Annotated in this window: 16 protein-coding genes and 1 tRNA gene; 5 read left to right on the top strand and 12 right to left on the bottom strand. The window is 63.8% G+C overall.

The window, feature by feature from the left end; genetic code table 11:
- From GC162_16485 to GC162_16470, 4 genes are all read right to left on the bottom strand, one after another.
- The coding region (locus GC162_16485) for a recombinase family protein (GenBank protein MBI1370234.1) at positions 1 to 556 on the bottom strand (556 nt) is incomplete at its 3' end.
- Positions 553 to 1,080 carry a DUF2924 domain-containing protein gene (locus GC162_16480; GenBank protein MBI1370233.1) on the bottom strand — a complete coding sequence of 176 codons (528 nt, stop codon included), beginning with the start codon at positions 1,078 to 1,080 and terminating at the stop codon, positions 553 to 555. The genes GC162_16485 and GC162_16480, both read right to left, overlap by 4 nt.
- 21 nt (positions 1,081 to 1,101) lie before the next feature.
- On the bottom strand, positions 1,102 to 1,311 hold the full coding sequence (locus GC162_16475) for a hypothetical protein (GenBank protein ID MBI1370232.1): 210 nt from the start codon (positions 1,309 to 1,311) through the stop codon (positions 1,102 to 1,104).
- Between the two features lie 378 nt (positions 1,312 to 1,689).
- Positions 1,690 to 1,763 (bottom strand) — tRNA-Met (locus GC162_16470).
- Between the two features lie 178 nt (positions 1,764 to 1,941).
- Here GC162_16470 and purD point away from each other — a divergent pair.
- Positions 1,942 to 3,234, top strand: a complete 1,293-nt coding sequence (gene purD, locus GC162_16465; protein MBI1370231.1) for a phosphoribosylamine--glycine ligase — start codon at positions 1,942 to 1,944, stop codon at positions 3,232 to 3,234.
- A gap of 35 nt (positions 3,235 to 3,269) precedes the next feature.
- On the opposite strand, the gene GC162_16460 is transcribed toward purD, so the two are convergent.
- The gene (locus GC162_16460; protein ID MBI1370230.1) at positions 3,270 to 3,914 is read right to left on the bottom strand and encodes an HAD-IA family hydrolase; all 645 of its coding nucleotides are present in this window, start codon (positions 3,912 to 3,914) and stop codon (positions 3,270 to 3,272) included.
- Between the two features lie 125 nt (positions 3,915 to 4,039).
- Here GC162_16460 and GC162_16455 point away from each other — a divergent pair, with 125 nt between their 5' ends.
- Together GC162_16455 and GC162_16450 are read left to right on the top strand one after the other, a co-directional pair.
- Positions 4,040 to 4,660 carry a dephospho-CoA kinase gene (locus GC162_16455; protein ID MBI1370229.1) on the top strand — a complete coding sequence of 207 codons (621 nt, stop codon included), beginning with the start codon at positions 4,040 to 4,042 and terminating at the stop codon, positions 4,658 to 4,660.
- Positions 4,661 to 4,891: 231 nt separating this feature from the next.
- A complete protein-coding gene (locus tag GC162_16450) occupies positions 4,892 to 6,430 on the top strand; it encodes a transcription termination factor Rho (GenBank protein MBI1370228.1) in 1,539 nt (512 codons plus the stop codon).
- 79 nt (positions 6,431 to 6,509) lie between these two features.
- On the opposite strand, the gene GC162_16445 is transcribed toward GC162_16450, so the two are convergent.
- The gene (locus tag GC162_16445; GenBank protein MBI1370227.1) at positions 6,510 to 7,724 is read right to left on the bottom strand and encodes a DUF4432 family protein; all 1,215 of its coding nucleotides are present in this window, start codon (positions 7,722 to 7,724) and stop codon (positions 6,510 to 6,512) included.
- Positions 7,725 to 7,840: 116 nt separating this feature from the next.
- Between GC162_16445 and GC162_16440 the strand changes: the two genes are divergently transcribed.
- Complete coding sequence (locus GC162_16440) at positions 7,841 to 8,758, top strand: hypothetical protein (GenBank protein MBI1370226.1); 918 nt, start codon at positions 7,841 to 7,843, stop codon at positions 8,756 to 8,758.
- Positions 8,759 to 8,819: 61 nt separating this feature from the next.
- On the opposite strand, the gene GC162_16435 is transcribed toward GC162_16440, so the two are convergent.
- The 6 genes from GC162_16435 to hisD form a co-directional block, all read right to left on the bottom strand.
- Positions 8,820 to 9,497 (bottom strand): hypothetical protein, encoded by a 678-nt coding sequence (locus GC162_16435; protein ID MBI1370225.1) that lies wholly within the window; start codon positions 9,495 to 9,497, stop codon positions 8,820 to 8,822.
- A 17-nt stretch (positions 9,498 to 9,514) separates the two neighbouring features.
- On the bottom strand, positions 9,515 to 10,306 hold the full coding sequence (locus GC162_16430; protein ID MBI1370224.1) for a hypothetical protein: 792 nt from the start codon (positions 10,304 to 10,306) through the stop codon (positions 9,515 to 9,517).
- Positions 10,307 to 10,407: 101 nt separating this feature from the next.
- Complete coding sequence (gene hisB / locus GC162_16425; protein ID MBI1370223.1) at positions 10,408 to 10,995, bottom strand: imidazoleglycerol-phosphate dehydratase HisB; 588 nt, start codon at positions 10,993 to 10,995, stop codon at positions 10,408 to 10,410.
- Between the two features lie 3 nt (positions 10,996 to 10,998).
- The gene (hisC, locus tag GC162_16420) at positions 10,999 to 12,060 is read right to left on the bottom strand and encodes a histidinol-phosphate transaminase (GenBank protein MBI1370222.1); all 1,062 of its coding nucleotides are present in this window, start codon (positions 12,058 to 12,060) and stop codon (positions 10,999 to 11,001) included.
- 94 nt (positions 12,061 to 12,154) lie between these two features.
- Positions 12,155 to 13,765: a PEP-CTERM sorting domain-containing protein gene (locus GC162_16415; GenBank protein ID MBI1370221.1), complete on the bottom strand. Its 1,611-nt coding sequence runs from the start codon at positions 13,763 to 13,765 to the stop codon at positions 12,155 to 12,157.
- Between the two features lie 214 nt (positions 13,766 to 13,979).
- Positions 13,980 to 15,287, bottom strand: a complete 1,308-nt coding sequence (gene hisD / locus GC162_16410) for a histidinol dehydrogenase (GenBank protein MBI1370220.1) — start codon at positions 15,285 to 15,287, stop codon at positions 13,980 to 13,982.
- On the opposite strand from hisD, the gene GC162_16405 reads away from it, so the two are divergent.
- Positions 15,135 to 16,868 (top strand): MFS transporter, encoded by a 1,734-nt coding sequence (locus GC162_16405; protein ID MBI1370219.1) that lies wholly within the window; start codon positions 15,135 to 15,137, stop codon positions 16,866 to 16,868. The two genes, hisD and GC162_16405, sit on opposite strands and share 153 nt — an antisense overlap.
- Positions 16,869 to 16,943: the final 75 nt, after the last annotated feature.

Genomic DNA, 16,943 nt, shown 5'->3' with positions numbered 1-16,943 from the left:
TTCGGTCCACGTCGTAGCCCAGCACCGGCGCGCCGCCGGTCCACTTGCCCTTGCGCGCCTGCGCGGCGAGCTTGTCGCGGATGCGTTCGCCGATGATCTCGCGCTCGAACTGGGCGAACGATAGCAGGATGTTCAGCGTGAGCCGGCCCATCGAGTGGCTGGTGTTGAACTGCTGCGTGACCGAGACGAACGAGACCTGTTTCGCCTCGAAAACCTGCATGATGCGGGCGAAGTCCATCAGCGATCGCGACAGCCGGTCGACCTTGTAGACCACCACACAGTCGATCTTGCCCGCATCGATGTCCCGCAGCAACTGGTCCAGTGCAGGGCGCTCCATGCTGCCGCCGGAGTAGCCGCCGTCGTCGTAGCGGTTTGGCAGCGCTGTCCACCCCTCGGCCTTCTGACTGGCGATGAACGACTCAGCCGCCTCTCGCTGCGCGTCGAGGGAGTTGAACTCCTGGTCCAGGCCATCCTCGCTCGACTTGCGGGTGTAGATGGCGCACCGCGTGATCGGCTTGGCCGGTTTGGCGACGCCGTTGGCTCGGCTCTTTCTCATCGCTGCGCCCCCAGTCTGAAGAACCGGAACCCGTTCATGTGGCTGCCGGTGATCTTCTTTGTCAGCGCGCTGAGCGTGCGGAAGCGCTCGCCATTACATTCGAAGTGGCCGTCCGCGAGAACCACGGCCCGGATCGTGCGCCCCTTGTACTCGCGAACAAGCGCGGTGCCCGGCGGCGGGATGCGCGGGTCAGTCGGTTTGGCGGGGCCTCTTGAGACTGGGCGGTTCACCGTCACCGATTCGCCGTTCTGTGGCGGGCAGATCATGGTCTTCGGTGCCATCACCCGCACGTCGGCGTCGTCGGCCAACTCGGCGGCCCGCCTGCGGGCGCGTTCCGACAGGTCGCCTTCGGCGTTGGCCTGGATGCGCCATGCGTTCTTGCGGATGAGGTACGCCCGGTGGCGGGTCCGGCAGGGCTGGCTGTGCAGTTCCCGGTAGAGGTCGGCCAGTTCGCTGGTCGTCATGTCGTCCAAGGCTTCGAGCTGCGTCGCGATGTCGTGCATGAATGTGGCTCCTTTCATCATGCGTTGCCGAGACTCGACCCGTTAACCGGCGGGTCGTTGAGCCACACTGAGCCTCGTTTTCGAAGGAAGATCAAGTCCGATTCGCGGCGTGGGCGAAGATGTTTTGCTGGCCTCAGAAGGCATCGATTGGGCCTGCCGAACGTGGCGGAGCAGGCCCGCCGCCAGGATGCCGGCGACCTCGTCGCGGCGCTCTTCCTCGGTCATGGTTTCCGGATCGCGGGTCGAGATCATGCGGCCTCCAATGCGGGGCGAGAACATGCAGCCCCCTCATTAGTAACCTATGCGAACTGGCGCGGGCGGTCCCGGTTTTCCATAACCGGGCGGGCATGATTTCGCACTCAGCACCATCCACTTCGAGCGCAACCTCCCCATAACCCGAGCCTATGTCTCTGCCCGGTTAAGAGAGACTTTGGGCCGAAACTGGCGGATCGGGTGGCGAGGACTGATGGTCTGGTTATGGACCCCGGCCAACCAGAGACACGACGCAGAACGACCGTAGGTCGTAACTCGTTGCGGAAACTGGCGTAGAAAGCGAAAACGCCGCCGAGGTCTCTCGACGGCGTTCTGCGTTTACCGTGGGGCCGGTGAGTTTTGTAACCGGCCAGAAAGTAGCGGGGGTAGGATTCGAACCTACGACCTCCGGGTTATGAGCCCGACGAGCTACCAGGCTGCTCTACCCCGCATCAAGGGTGTCGTATCGTAGCGAGTGGGGGGGGTAAGTCAAATATTGATGAGTGCGGTGCGGGGGCGCTTGATGATGGCGCGGGGATGCGGCGCGAATCGGTTGATGCGTGTGATGGTTGCGGGCGTGGAGGTGGGGCGTAGAATGGGCCGTTTCGACTCACAAGGAACGGATTGACCATGAATGTATTGATCATCGGCAGCGGCGGGCGCGAGCATGTGCTGGGGTGGAAGCTCAAGCAATCGAAGCAGTGCGGGAAGGTTTACTTTCTGCCGGGCAATGCGGGGACGAAAGCGATCGGTCAGTCGGTCAGGATCGACATCAACAAGATCAATCAGAAGTCGGTGGATGAGATTGCGTGGTTCTGCAAGCAGAACAAAGTGGAACTGGTGGTGATCGGGCCGGAGGATCCGCTTTCGGCGGGGCTGGCGGACATGTTGACGAAGGCGGGGCTGAAGGTGTTCGGGCCTTGCAAGGCGGCGGCGCAGCTGGAGGCGGACAAGGCATGGTCGAAGAAGCTCATGCGTGAGGCGTCGGTGCCGACGGCGGAGGGACGCGTGTTCAAGTCGGCGCGGGATGCGATGGCGTATGTTGAAGCACACGAGACACCGGTCGTCGTGAAAGCGGCGGGACTGGCCAAGGGCAAGGGCGTCATCGTCTGCTCCAATCGTGAGGAATCGATCGATGCGGTCAAGCGCGTCATGATCGACAAGGAGTTCGGCGAGTCGGGCGACGTGTGCGTCATTGAAGAGCGGCTCGTCGGACAGGAGGTTTCGATTCTCGCGTTGGTCGACGGGCGGAACATCTTCGTGCTCGAACCGTCGCAGGATCACAAGCAGGTCGGCGAAGGAGACAAGGGGCCGAACACGGGCGGCATGGGCGCCTACACGCCGACGCCGATTGTGGACGATGCGATGATGCGACGGATCGAGCGGGAGGTTCTGGTGCCGACGCTCGATGCGTTGCGTCGCGATGAGATCGAGTTCAAGGGGGTGATGTATGCGGGGCTGATGCTGACGGCGGGGGGGCCGAAGGTGCTCGAGTACAACACGCGGTTCGGCGATCCGGAGTGCCAGCCGCTGATGGTGCGCATGAAAGGCGATCTGCTGGAGGTGATGCTCGCGGTGATCGACGGGCGGCTCGACGAGGTGGATTTGTCGTGGGACCGGCGCGTGGCGTGCTGCGTGGTGATGTGCTCGGGCGGGTATCCGGGCGAGTACCGCAAGGGCATCCCGATCAGCGGACTCGACGAAGCGGCGAAGCTCAAGGATGTATTCATCTTCCATGCGGGCACGGCTGAGAAGGACGGCGAAGTCGTCACGGCCGGCGGACGCGTGCTCAACATCGTCGCGCTCGGCGACGATCTGGCGGAAGCACGCGACCGGGCGAATGCAGCGTGCGACATGATTCACTTTGACGGCGGATTTTTCCGGCGGGATATCGGGGATCGGGTCTTGAATTTGAAGCGGTGAAGAAAAGACGGGGGAGTGCTAAGCCGCAAGCGGCTTCAGAACAGCATGAGCAGGTCGGCGGGATGCGCGATGAGATGTTGCGCGCCATGATTGACGAGGTCGGTGCGGTCGCGGTAGCCCCAGAGGACGCCGACGGCGATCATGCCTGCGTTGACGGCGGTCTTCATGTCGGTGCTCGAGTCGCCGACGAAGACGCATGCGCCCGGCGGCGTGCCGGTCATTTTGGCGATGGCCAGCGCGGCGGTCGGGTCGGGCTTCTTGGGCACGTGATCGCGATGCCCGTCGATCGTGACCCAGTTCCATCGCCCCAGCAGCGTCCGCACGATCTTCTTCGCCGCGGCGTCGGGCTTGTTGGTCAGCACGGCCAGCGCGGCCCCGCGCTTCGCGAGCGCATCGAGCATGTCAGCGATGCCGGGGTACGGGGCGCTCGTGTCGGTCAGATGTTCGGCGTAGTGCGCTTTGAAATGTTTGAGGCCCGCCGCGGCAAGTGACGCATGACCGGGGCCGAGCGCACGCTGCATGAGCACATCCGCCCCATTGCCGACCATCATGCGATATTCGGCGACCGGATGCGTCGGGCGGTCGAGCTGCGTCAGGGCGAAGTTGCCGGCGGCGGCGATGTCGCTGAGCGTGTCGAGCAGTGTGCCGTCGAGGTCGAAGATGAACGTGCGGGGCGTCATGGGCGGCGATCAGGTTGGCGGGCGCGGATCGAAGATGCACAGGTGGCGAAGGACCGGTGGGGCGGGTATTGTAATGGCCCCGGCGGAGGGAGCAACCGCTTCGCGTCGCCGCACGGGGAAACCGCTTGGCAAGCTCACCTAAGCCCATCATCGGACTGGCCGGCGGCATCGGTGCCGGCAAAAGCACCGTCGCCCGCCAACTCGCCTCCCTCGGCGCCCTGGTCATCGACGCCGACGCCATCGCCAAGGCGGCCCTCGACCTCGACGATGTCAAGCGGGAACTGCGGGCATGGTGGGGCGACGAAGTGATCGACGCAGCGGGGCGGGTGGATCGTAAGGCGGTGGCGCGGCGGGTGTTTGACCATCCGACCGAGCGCAAGCGGCTCGAAGGCCTGATCCATCCGATCGTCGCCGCCGAGCGCGACCGGCTCATCGCCGCGGGCGAGGCGGACCCGGCGGTCAAGGCCATCGTGCTCGATGTGCCGCTGCTTTTTGAGGTCGGGCTCGACCAGCGGTGCGACCGGGTGGTGTTCGTGGATGCGGATCGGGCGACGCGCCTCAGGCGTGTGGCGGCAAGGGGTTGGGACGCGGCGGAGATGGACCGGCGCGAAAAAAATCAATGGCCACTGGACAGGAAACTTCAGTTAGCGCATGATATAATCGATAACACGATCAGCGAAGCCGATTGCTTTTCGCAAGTCCAAGCATTGCTGAGACGTATTCTCGATTCGACAATGCATGCGTGAGTCGCCTGTGGTTGGATAGGTGGCTCGTGGGTGTTGTCGAAGACGAACCGAGGTTGGTTGGACGCCCTCTTCGCAGAATCTGCGAAAACTCACCGCGTTAATAGCACTGATGAAACGGATTTCGAATCTTCCGGCGTGACGCCGAATAACCCGCCTGACCCTTCAACCCTCTGACCCTTATCCCATTCAAATCTCCCCGACGTTTGACCTTTCCGAGAGAGAATCTCACCCATGGCCAAGACCACCACGCGTAAGAAGTCCGACACCAAGAGCCGCAAGAAGACCGAAGCCGCCGACGAAACGATCACGGCCGAGGAACTCGACCATGAAGGCGCGGCCGGCGAATCGTCGCTGCCGCCGGCCAAGTCGATGATGGTTGACGAGGAGGAGGACGCGGAGACCAGCGCGCCCGCCGCCGATGTGACCGTCGCCGACGTGACCAGCAAGGATGTCGCGCGCTTCGATCAGGATTCGCAGAAGCGATACGAGGACGTCAAGAAGGGCGCGATGCGCGTGGCGGACCTGCAGCGCATGGAAGCGGAGGAACTGCACAACGTCGCCGCCGAGGAAGGCATCGAGAACATCAAGGGGCTCAACAAGCATGAGCTCATCTTCCAGATCATCAAGAGCCGCATCGCCAAGGCCGGACTGATGTACGGCGACGGCGTGCTGGAGATTCTGCCCGACGGGTTCGGGTTCCTCCGCAGCCCGGAGTACTCGTACCTGCCGTGCCCGGATGACATCTACGTCAGCCCGTCGCAGATCCGCCGCTTCGGCCTCCGCAATGGACACATCGTGCAGGGCACGATCCGTCCGCCCAAGGAAAGCGAAAAGTACTTCGCGCTCCTGCGCGTCGACGCCATCAACGGCGAAGCCCCCGAGAAGCTCAACGAAATCACGCCCTTCGAAGACCTGACCCCGCTCCATCCCTGCGAGCGATTCGTCCTCGAAACCGTCGGCGACCCGACCAACATCGAGATGCGCGTCGTCGATCTGGTCGCGCCCGTCGGCAAGGGGCAGCGCGGTCTGATCGTCGCCCCGCCGCGCACCGGCAAGACGGTCCTCCTTCAGAAGATGGCCAACTCGATCATCAAGAACTACCCCGATTGCAAGGTGCTCGTGCTCCTCATCGACGAGCGCCCCGAAGAAGTCACCGACTTCCGCCGCAACACGCCCAAGAGCGTCGAAGTCGTCGCGTCGACCTTTGACGAGCAGACCGACCGGCATGTGCAGGTCTGCGAAATGGTCATCGAAAAGTCCAAGCGCCTCGTCGAGTTCGGGCATGATGTGATTATCCTCCTCGACTCGATCACCCGACTCGCCCGCGCTTACAACGCCGAGGTCCCGCACTCGGGCAAGATTCTGACCGGCGGCGTCGACGCCAACGCGCTTCAGAAACCCAAAAAATTCTTCGGCTCCGCCCGCGCGATCGAAGGCGGCGGGTCGCTGACCATTCTCGCCACCGCTCTCGTCGACACCGGCTCCAAGATGGACGAAGTCATCTTCGAAGAGTTCAAGGGCACCGGCAACAGCGAACTGCATCTGGACCGCCGCCTCGTCGAACGCCGCACCTGGCCCGCCATCGACGTCGCCGCCTCCGGCACCCGCCGCGAGGAACTGCTCCTCGACCCCAAGGAACTCGAGCTCGTCTACCGGCTCCGCAAGGTGCTCGCCGACATGAACGTCGTCGAAGCGATGGAACTCCTCCGCGCTCGCCTCCTCAAGGTCAAGACCAACGCCGAGTTCCTCATGACCATGAACCTCGACTGACCCCGCAAGCCGCTCGCGGCTCAGCACGCCAACAAAAAACCCGCCGCAACCCGGCGGGTTTTTTCATGGAGATGGATCATCAGATCTTCGGCGGCTCGCGATCAATGCGCGTCTCGCGCTTGCCCTGAATCTGCGCGATCTGTTTCGCCGCCGCGGCGACTTCCGATTGGCTCGTGTGGATCGTCACATCGATCGCTGTGCGATGCGTCTGCCCGGCCCGGAGTTTCGGCACGCGCTTCATGCGCCGTTCGATCGGGCGCGGGAACGGATAATTCGTGCCCGGCTCCAGCCCCGTCACGTAGCCGTCGACTTCGGCGATGGTGTTCTTCCAGAGCGTGAAGCACGGAAGCTGTTCGATCGAAAACGCCATCGACGCCCCGCGCGAACCGGCCCGGTTGCGCAGCATCACCTGCGTCATCCCCTTGCGATCCGCCAGCAGCTTCATCAGATACACCTGCTCCGTCGCGCCCAGCTTCGGCTTGCCGTATCGGGCGTACCCGCTGACATCGCCCTCGGCGGCGCGCTCGTTGATCGGCGTCACCGACGCGACCGCCCCGACAAATTGCGACCCCGCCTCCAAGAGCGGCTTGCCGAAGTTCACGTGATACAACAGGCCGAACTCCTGCGTCTGCCCGCCCATGTTCGTGATCGCATCTTCGACGCGCAGCGCCGAACTTCCGGGGGTCGTGCTCAGTTCCGTTTGCAGGTCCAAGCACGGGCCGAACATCGACTGCTCGCGCACCAGTCCGCGCAGACGGACACGATGCGGCGGACGATCATTGATGACAAGCTCCACTTCGCTCGCCGGCAGATTGGCGATCCGCCCGTGCAGCGTCAGCGCCCCGATCGGCGGTTGCGCCTTCGCCAGATGTTCGCTCTCATTTCCGGGGGCCCCGAACCATTCCAGTCCGCAGCGGACGAACCATTCGTTGAACGCTTCGAGCCACCCCAGCCCGCCGCGGTGCTGAAGATTCACGAACGCCGGATGCACGATTTCCTTGACCGGCGAGTCCCAACCGAGCCGCATGTCATCGCAGACCACGTCGGCGATGCCCATGCCGCGCGTGGCGATGACGCGGATCGTCATGCGCCCGTTGTCGATCTCGATGAGGTCCACGCCTTCGCTGCGCCCCCCGTGCAGCCGCCGCTTGCGGACCGCGCAGCCGTGCGCGCGATGTTCGAAGGATTCGATGTTGATGTTCTGCGATGCGCTGATGAGTGTCTGACGATAGGGACCGGCCATGCGATGCCTCCTTGGGACGTTCAACGTAACGCCCGCCCGCCGCATCGACAAGCAGGGGCGAAAATCCTATTGACAGGCATGGTCATCCGTTTTATTTTCCTCACACATCGAATCGGGAATTAGCCCGATTTTTTTTCATGGGAGCACTCGGGATGGTGCGATTTTTCATGTTCGTTGTCGTGGCGGCGGGGATGATGTTCGGGTTGACAAGCTGCGGGCCCAAGGCGTTCAACACCGCCAGTCTCAACACCGAAGACGACTATCAGAGCCAGGCGTCGACGTACTGGAAAAAAGAAGGATGGTGGTCGCTGCCGGCGGGAACGAAGAAGATCGCCATCACCGAATTCAGCGTCGAGTATGTCACCAAGACCGGCTCGCAGGACTACAACGCCGGGCTGATCGCCATGGCGCAGCTCGCCGGCGTCGGCAAGAAGGAATACAAGTTCGATGAGCAGATGAAGCAGACGCTGCCGACGGAGTTGTACAAGCAGTATGTGGCGGAACTGACGAAGCGGGGTTACGAAGTGCTGCCGTCGTCGGCTCTGTGGAACACGCCGACCTACAAGAAGATCACCACCACCGAGCAGGGCGGCACCATCAAGACCGGCCAGTCGACGGGCAACGTCTTTTCCGATCGCGTCGGCCGGTCGTATCAGCATGGTCAGGTCTACGTAGCCGCAGACACGATCATCGTCGATATGGGCTTCTTCGCTTCGTTCGGCAATCCGATGGGCAAGGAGATGGCGGCGGTCGGCGAAGCTGGGGCGGACACCGGGCTGCACATCCGCATCAAGGCCGGCATCGACGACAAGGGCCGCGCCGTCCTCTGGCCCGGTTCGATTATCATGGTTTACGCCGGCGTCAACAACGCCAACTCCGCCGACAATCCGGTATACGTCTCGAAGACGACCGGCTCGGTCGTGTCGAAAGAGATGCTCTACTTCTCCGACCCCGTGATCAACTCCAAGGAGTTCGAAGCCTTCAAAGGCGACATCTATGACGTCCAGCCCGGGCCCTACGCCGATGCCGTCAAGAAGGTGTTCCCCAAGTTCGCGGCGCTGTCGATCTATTCGATGCGCAAGTGATGTGAAGGGTGACGACGTGATTCAAAACCCTCGTGAAAACGAGGGTTTTTTCATGCGCCGCTCAATCGATGACGACCAGCCCATCGGGCAGTTCATTGACATCGTCGGCGGCGCGGGGCAGTACGGGTTCGAGCTTCTCGCCGAGGGCGGCGATCGCTTCGCACAAGGCCGTGATGACGTCGGTGCGGACGAGCCCGGCGGTGAGCTGGCCGCAGAGATTGTCGAGCGTCTGAGCGCCGAGTTTGTCGATGACGCTCTGATCGGCGAGCACGACGGCCCGGCGTTCGTACAAGCTGATGTAGATCATCACGCCGGTCGCGCCGGCGGTGCGCCAGACGGTCGAGTCGAAGAACGCCTGCCGCGCCCGGCCGTTCGCTTCGTCGCGCATCTGTTTGCCCGGCGTGAAGAGTCGGCGGAGCCGCCACGCGTAGCTCGCCGTGACGGCGCCGATGATGAATGCGATCACGCCGCTCAGGAGCATGACCAGTAGCGTCACGCCCATCGACGACCCCGCCCAACTGCCCGGCTCGTCATTGCGCACGGGCATCATGACGAACACGATCGCCATCGCGATCATCGCCGCCCACAATCCGACGATGTCCTCCGCGCGATCGTACCGGCCTGATGATGCGGCGATGACCGGAACGATCTCGGCGGAGGTGCGTTTCTCCGCCGCCGCGACCGCCGCATTGACGCGCTGCCGGTCCTCATCGGTGAATCGTCGGGTTGCTCGAATCATGTGACTTTCCGCCTGTTTTACCATGAACCGGACGCGCCGCCGCCGCCGGAGAACCCGCCGCCGAACGATCCGCCGCCGAATCCGCCTCCGCCGCTCCGGCCGGAGTTCGTCATCATGTTGTAAAGGACATAGCCCAGCACGCTGAAGACCACACCCCACATCAACCACGCCCATCCGCTCGATCCCCGCCGAATCAGCGACACGATCGTGAACGCCATCAGCGCGAAAAAGCCCACGATGAGCATCACCGCCCGCCAGTTCGTCGGCGGCTTGGGCAGTTCCAATCCGCGCGCCATCTGATTGAGCGCTTCGACGCCGGCGACGATTCCGCCGGAGAAGTCGCCTTGTTTGAACCGCGGGATGATCTGCTCGTCCATGATCTGCTGGCACAAGGCATTCTTGTCAAGCGCCCAACCGGCCCCGAGTTCGATGCGGGCCCTCCGATCGTCGCGACTGATGAGCAGCAGGATGCCGGTGTTCCAGGCCGTGTCGCCCAGCTTCGCCTGCCCGATGCCCCACTGATCGAAAAGCAGACGCGTGAAGGTTTCGAGGCGCAGGTCCGCTCCGCCGTGCTTGGCCATCGATTCGATCGTCACGACGATGATCGGCGTGGCCTTCTCCTTGAGCAGCTTGTCGCCGAGCGCGCGGATCTTCTCCTTGTCCTCCGGCGTGAGCATGTTCGCCAGATCGCGCACAAACTCGTGTTCGCCCGGCCGCTCCACATCGAGCTTCAGCGCCATCGCCGCCGGACTCAGCGCCGCCAGCGCGGACAAGGTGATGACAAACAACCATGCGACGCGATGCTTCATGACTGCACGGTATCGTGCTCATCCGCGCAAGACAACATGCTTCCAACGCGGATGGGCATGAATGCGACAGCCCGCATGGGTTTTGTCAGTTTTGCCAATGCTCAGAGCGAGCCCTTGGTGCTGGGCACATCGGTGCCCGTCACGCGGACGGCGTCGCGCAAGGCGCGGCCGAGGGCTTTGAAGATCGCTTCGGCGATGTGATGGTCGTTTTCGCCATGCGGGACTTCGACATGGCAGGCGAACTTGGCGTTGGCGGTCAGCGCATTGAGGAACTCGCGGACGAGCTGCGTCTCGAACGTGCCGATCTTCTTCGAGGGGAAGTTCACGGCGAAGACGAGGGCGGCGCGACCGGACAGGTCGATGCTTACGCGCGCCAGCGTTTCGTCCATCGGCGCCGAGGCGAACCCGTAGCGCTCGATGCCCTTCTTGTCGCCCAGCGCTTTTTCGAGGGTCTGGCCCAGCGTGATGCCCACGTCTTCGACGGTGTGGTGATCGTCGATGTGGTAATCGCCTTCGGCTTTGACGCTCAGATCGAAGCGGCCGTGACGCGCGACGTGGTCGAGCATGTGATCGAAGAAGCCGACGCCGGTTTCATTGGAATATGTCGAACCGGAGCCGTCGAGGTTCAACTCGATGGTGATGTCGGTTTCGTTGGTCTTGCGGTGAACTTTGGCGGCGCGTTTGGGCATGAGTCAGAGAATCTCCCGCAGGGCGTCTAGCAGGGCGGTGTTCTGTTCGGGGGTGCCGATGGTGATGCGCAGCTTGTCGCGCAGGCGGTCCTGGTCAAAGTATCGGACGAAAATGCGCTTTTGCTTCAGGGTTTCATAGACGTCCGCGGCGTTTTTGACGGTGGCGAGGACGAAATTGCTCTGGCTCGGCGGGCAGGTCATCCCCATCGCCGCCAGTTCCCGGACCATGCGGCTTCGCTCCTCGCGCACGGCGTGCCAGCTCATCGCCGCATCGGCCCGGTGCTCCAGCGCGGCCGCAGCGAGCTTCTGGGCGATGGCGTCGGTGTTGTAACTGTCCTTGGTCTTCGTCAGCATCGGCTCGATCAGCGAGCGTGCCCCGAGACCATAGCCGAAGCGCAAACCGGCCAGCGAATAGCCCTTGCTGAGCGTGCGCAGGATGAGCACATTGTCGAAGCGGTCGATGAGCGTCGTCGCGTCGTGATTCAGATCGGGGTCGACGAAATCGATGTACGCTTCATCAATGAGCAATACGCCCTTGAACTTCTCCGCCACGGCGGCGAGCGTGTCGACGCTTCGCAGGACGCCCGACGGTGCATGCGGATTGACGATGAACGCCAGCTTCACCTTCGCCTTGTTGAGCGCATCGGCGAAGCCGGCGGTCAGCGACCAATCGTCGTTGAGCGGCACGCGCACGACGGGCGAGTCGTTGATCTCCGCGAGCACGGGGTAGAGCGAATAGCTGGGCTCGGCGGTGCCGATCGGCTCGCCGGGGTTGACGAACGTCGTGATGGCCAGTCGCAGAAGCTCATCGCCGGCGTTGGTGGCGATGACGTTGTCGGCATGCAGCTTGTGCACCTGCGCGGCGACCTTGCGGAAGCGCGGGGCCAGCGGCGGGGGATATTTGCGCAGGACGTCGCCGCCGATGGCGTGCAGCGTCTTCATCACCGCTTCGCAGGGCGGGTAGGGATTCTCGTTGGTGTTGAGCTTGACGACCTTGCCGTCGTCGGGTTGCTCGCCGGGCGTGTACCCGTGCATCTTGGCGATATTCGGTCTTTCGTAGGACATAGGGCGATATAGCTTAGCAGTGGTGATGCGAGAAAAAAACCGCCGAGGTCGTCGGCGGTTTTCGGTGAACTGAGCAATGTTGAAACCGCCGAGTTCAGCGGCGGCGATGGCGGAGCATCGATCCGACGGCCAGGAGCATCAGGAGCGACGCCGGCTCGGGGACGGCGCGGAGGTTGGTGAGCAGGACGCCGGTGGACCCGTCGGTGAAGGTGACGCCGAGCACGACCTGATCGAGGTCGTTGAAGTAGGAGCGTCGGCCGTCCTGCCCGCCGGTGTTGTGAAGCTGGGTGTCGAGGAGGAAGCTGTCGATGGTGCGGAGATCGACGCCGTCGGTCGGATCGACATCGACCTGATCGCCTTCACGGGCGACGATTTCCAGGACGCCGTCGACGAAGGCGAGGACGGCGTTGTCATTGGCGGCGGTGACGCCGGCGCCGATGAACTGGACGCGAAAGGCGACGTCTCCGCGGGCGTTGGCGCTGACGGAGTGCAGGTCGGTGAAGTGCACGTCGGAGCCGAGGCCGATCGACGATCCGTCGAGGGCCACGAGCGAGACGCCTTCGCCATCGCGCTGGCGCCAGAGTCCCGCGAAGAACTGGTTGACGTTCGTGGGGTTGGTGACGGTGGCGGCGAAGAAGATGTCGCCGTTGCCGGCGATGACGGGAGAGTTGGTGGGGGCGAAGTCCTTGTACGATCCGGTGGTGCCGGGGGCCATGTCAGTCAACAAGACGACGGCGGCGTTGACGCCATTGGTGTGACGGACGATGACGTTGGGGCGGCTGGTGCCCATGCGTCCGGTGAAGACGGCGTCGCCGGCGTCGTTGATGTCAGGGGTGCCGGCGCCCTGGATGAAGGTGAACACGGCGCCGGGGTTGCCGGCGATGTTGGGGCCGAGCGCGCCGGTGGCGTTCTTCATGGCGATGATGTGATTGGTCGAGCCGTCGGCGATGAAGTAGACGCCGGTGCCGAAGCTGTTGTCATTGAGTGAGGCGCCGGAGATAGCATTGCCGGCCGCGTTGACGCCGCCGCCGAAGTTGGAGTTGGCGAAAAAGCGACTGGCGATGTCGGGGCCGGGGAAACTGGAGCCGACCGCCGCTTCGCGCGTCAGCACGAGCGTTGAGCTGGCGTCATCGGAGCGGAAGAAGGTGGTGTCGTTGTTGAAGTTGATGCCCGAACCGGTGAGGTCGGCGTCGAAGACCAGCTTGCCATTGCGGAAGCCGGTGGGTTTGCGGAGGGTATTGATGGAGATGCCGGCTCCGAGGTCGGGGCCGAGCGCGCCGTCGGTGCCGGTGTGCACGAGGGGCATGACGGTGGTGGAGCCGTTCTGCGTGCGGAAGATGCCGGTGCGCATCTGGGAGTCGGGCTGCTTGTTAAAACCGAAGAAGGCGATGTTGCCCAGATCGTCGAAGAGCGGTTCGGACCCGCTGACGGCGTCGTCGAGATTGGCGCTGGCGACGGTGGTGTTGTAGACGATCTGCGTAGTGCCGTCGGCGTTGTAGCGCCAGATGCCTTCATGCGTCAGTCCGGCGCCGATGCCGACGAATCCGCGGTAGGCGACCTGGCCGGCGTTGTTGATGACGGGGGCTTCGAGACTGACGAAGCGATTGGCGCCGGCGACGCCCGCGGGGCCCAACGCCGGATTGGCGTCCTGCGTGACGTTCGTCACGGCGATGGGCTTGAGCAGGAGCACAGCTTGTGCGGACACGCAGGACAAACCAACGGCAGCACCACCGAGCAACAGAGAGAGCTTGCGTTTCAAAGGAACACCTTGAAATTTGAAAAGAGTTCTTTCTCGAAATCACCCATGGGCCCGGTGACCCAACCTCGACCATCCACAACCGAGGCGGGCGTATGTTAGTGGAATCGCGGTCCGGCTGTCAACACAATTCACATCGTGTTAAGATGGGTAAGATGCTCATTCACATCGGTTTGCGTATGCGGAGGGACTCGGCGTGTGCGTCGAGGCCTTCTGCTTCGGCGAGGGTCGCGATGTGCTCGATCGCCCGGGCGGACGGGGCGGCGGGATAGCGCTCGACGCTGGAGCGCTTGAGGAAGGTGTAGACGCTCAGACCCGAGTTGTAGCGGGCGGTCGTGCCGGTCGGCAGGCAGTGCGAAGGGCCGGCGTAGTAGTCGCCGCTGGCGACGGGCGTCGTGTCGCCGAGGAAGAACGCGCCGCCGTGACGCAGCTTCGCCAGCACCGCTTGCGGGTCGGCGACGGCGAGCGTCACATGCTCGGCGGCGAAGGTGTCAACGAGTTCATACGCAGCCGATTCATCCGGCACGACGATCGCCGCGGACCATTCGCGCAATGCTTTGACGATCGCTTCACGCCGGCGGCGGGAGGGCAATTGCAATTCGATCGCTTCGACGACGCGGTCGATGATCGCCCGGCTCGTGGAGACAAGGAAGCAGCAGCCCGGGTCGTGTTCCGCCTGCGCGAGCAGGTCGGCGGCGATGTAGTCGGGGTTGGCCGAGTCATCGGCGAGGACGACAATCTCGCTGGGACCGAAGAATCCGTCGATCCCGATCTGTCCGAACATCTGACGTTTGGCCTGCTGCGTGTAGGCGTTGCCGGGGCCGGCGATGAAGTCGACGGGTTCGACGGACTGCGTGCCATAGGTCAGCGCGGCGATGGCCTGTGCGCCGCCGATGCGGTAAACGCGCTCGAGGCCGAGCATGTGACAGACGCCCAGCACGAGCGGGGAGATGTCGCCGCCGCCGGTCGGCGGGGGGCTGACGACCGAAAGCTGCGGCACGCCGGCGACTTGTGCGGGGACGGCGAGCATGATCACGCTCGACGGATACGCCGCCTTTCCGCCGGGGACGTGCAGCCCGACGCGCTCGATGGGCGTAAATCGCAGGCCGACTTGAGCGCCGTCGATGTCAATCATCGGCGGGTCGATCGGCTTGACGTGCTGCTGATATTGCCGCACATGGGCGATCGCTTCGGCCAGCGCCTCACGCACCGGCGCCTCGAGCGAGCGCGCCGCATTGTCCATCTCGTCGGGCGTCACGCGGATCATGTCGATCGTGAAGTCGGGATTGGTCCACTTGCGCATGTAGCGCACGACGGCATGATCGCCTTCGGTGCGGACATCCTCCATAATCGACGCGACCGTTTCCGCCAAGTCGCCTTCGCCGGCGACCTGCCGGCGCAGGCGCTCGATCAGCGCGGTCACCGCCTTGCGGGAATCGGCGGCGTCGTAAACGTGAATCGGCAAGTTCATCGGTGCGTGGCCCTGCTTCGTTTGACAGGCGTGATACTATTCTCACCTATGCCCGGACTCAAACCCCCGGAAGCCCAGGAACCCCAGGAACCCCCGGAATTCCCGGATGCTGAACTCGACGCCCGCGAGCGCGAGCTGTCGCTGCGGCGATCGCTGCGCCTGGTGACCGTCGCATGGATGTTCGGGTCGGCATGGATGTACATCACGACCGGCGCGGTGATGACGCGCTACGCCAAGGCGCTGCACATGGGGCAGTTCGGGTTCGGCCTGCTGGCGGCGCTGCCCTTCGCGGGGGCGCTGGTGCAGCTCCCGGCGAGCTATTTCGTCGAGAAATACGGCGGGCGCAAGCGGCTGTTCCTCATCGCGGGACTGGCCCATCGGGCGGCGTGGATTCTCGTCGCCTCCGTGCCGTGGATCTTCCCGGAGGCCCACTGGTGGTGGATGCTGCTGGTGACGATGGGGATGTCGACGATTCTGGCGAACATGATGAGTCCGGCTTGGATCACGTGGATGGCGGACCTGGTGCCCGGCCGGCTGCGCGGCAGATATTTTTCGGCGCGCGGACAGTACGGGCGATTCGTCGGCGTGGTCACGACGATGGTCACCGCGCTGGTGCTCGACCGCGCGATCGGCGGCGATGCGCATGTGCTCCGCAAACTCATCAGCATCGCGCTGTGCGTGGCGAGCGTGTGCGGGATGTTCGACATCGGCATGCTCAAGTGGGTCCCCGCGGCGCAGCGACGGCAGCGCGATCCGGATGTGAAGTTCGGCGAGCTGCTCAAGCAGCCGCTGCGCGACCGCAATTTCCGCCTGTTTTTGGGCTTCAACGCCACGCTGACATTCGGCATCGGTTACGTCGGGCAGTTCATCTGGCTGTACCTGTTCGACGTGGTGGGCATGAGCAATTTGCAGGCGAACACGATGCTCGTCGCGCTGCCGCTGGTCATGTCGATGCTGAGCTTTCCGATCTGGGGCCGGCTCGTCGATCGGCTCGGATGCAAGCCCGTGCTGGTGATCGCGGGCGTATTGATCGTGCACGGCGGGGCGTCATGGATCTTCGTCACGCGCGAGAGCTGGTGGCTGGGGTATCTGGGTTCGATGAGTGCGACGGCGGCCTGGCCGGGCGTGGAGTTGGCGAGCTTGAACATGCTTTTGGAGATGAGCGGATCGCGCGAGCGCGGGCGGCTCGGCAGCGCGTACGTGGCGGTCAACAGCTTGGTCGTCGCGCTGGCGGGTGTGGCGAGCGGACTGTTCGGCGGGGCGGTGGCGGAGGCGATGGCGGACTGGCATGGGTCGTTTCTCGGCTACCCGCTGACGTATCACGGTGTGCTGCTTTTGCTCAGTGCCGCGTTGCGTGCGGCGGCGCTGTTATGGCTCATCAAGATGGTCGAACCGCAGGCGTACACGACCCGGGCTGCCCTTCGGTTCATGACCACCAACATCTACTCCAACGTCCAGCAGGCGGTCTTTTCGCCGGCCCGCGGACTCGTGCGGCTCGGGCGGCTGACCTACAAGATGATCCCGCGCCATGCGCCTGATCAGGATGGCGACGCCCCCGGCGGGCGCGCCGGGTCGGCGTGATGCGCGAAGGCGACACATTGGGCGGCGCATGTGGCGTGGGAACAACATTTCCATGACGCGGCGGCATCAGGGGCG

It is taken from the genome of Planctomycetota bacterium (genome assembly GCA_016125255.1).
Classification (GTDB): Bacteria; Planctomycetota; Phycisphaerae; order Phycisphaerales; family Zrk34; genus RI-421.
This window is presented reverse-complemented; position numbering and strand designations above follow the sequence as displayed.

Coding starts and splice junctions, on each gene's coding strand:
- GC162_16480 (MBI1370233.1), bottom strand. CDS start 1,080: ATGATGAAAGGAGCCACATTCATGCACGACATCGCGACGCAGCTCGAA.
- GC162_16475 (MBI1370232.1), bottom strand. CDS start 1,311: ATGATCTCGACCCGCGATCCGGAAACCATGACCGAGGAAGAGCGCCGC.
- purD (MBI1370231.1), top strand. CDS start 1,942: ATGAATGTATTGATCATCGGCAGCGGCGGGCGCGAGCATGTGCTGGGG.
- GC162_16405 (MBI1370219.1), top strand. CDS start 15,135: ATGATCGCCTTCGGTGCGGACATCCTCCATAATCGACGCGACCGTTTC.
- hisB (MBI1370223.1), bottom strand. CDS start 10,995: ATGCCCAAACGCGCCGCCAAAGTTCACCGCAAGACCAACGAAACCGAC.
- hisC (MBI1370222.1), bottom strand. CDS start 12,060: ATGTCCTACGAAAGACCGAATATCGCCAAGATGCACGGGTACACGCCC.
- GC162_16430 (MBI1370224.1), bottom strand. CDS start 10,306: ATGAAGCATCGCGTCGCATGGTTGTTTGTCATCACCTTGTCCGCGCTG.
- hisD (MBI1370220.1), bottom strand. CDS start 15,287: ATGAACTTGCCGATTCACGTTTACGACGCCGCCGATTCCCGCAAGGCG.
- GC162_16450 (MBI1370228.1), top strand. CDS start 4,892: ATGGCCAAGACCACCACGCGTAAGAAGTCCGACACCAAGAGCCGCAAG.
- GC162_16435 (MBI1370225.1), bottom strand. CDS start 9,497: ATGATTCGAGCAACCCGACGATTCACCGATGAGGACCGGCAGCGCGTC.
- GC162_16460 (MBI1370230.1), bottom strand. CDS start 3,914: ATGACGCCCCGCACGTTCATCTTCGACCTCGACGGCACACTGCTCGAC.
- GC162_16440 (MBI1370226.1), top strand. CDS start 7,841: ATGTTCGTTGTCGTGGCGGCGGGGATGATGTTCGGGTTGACAAGCTGC.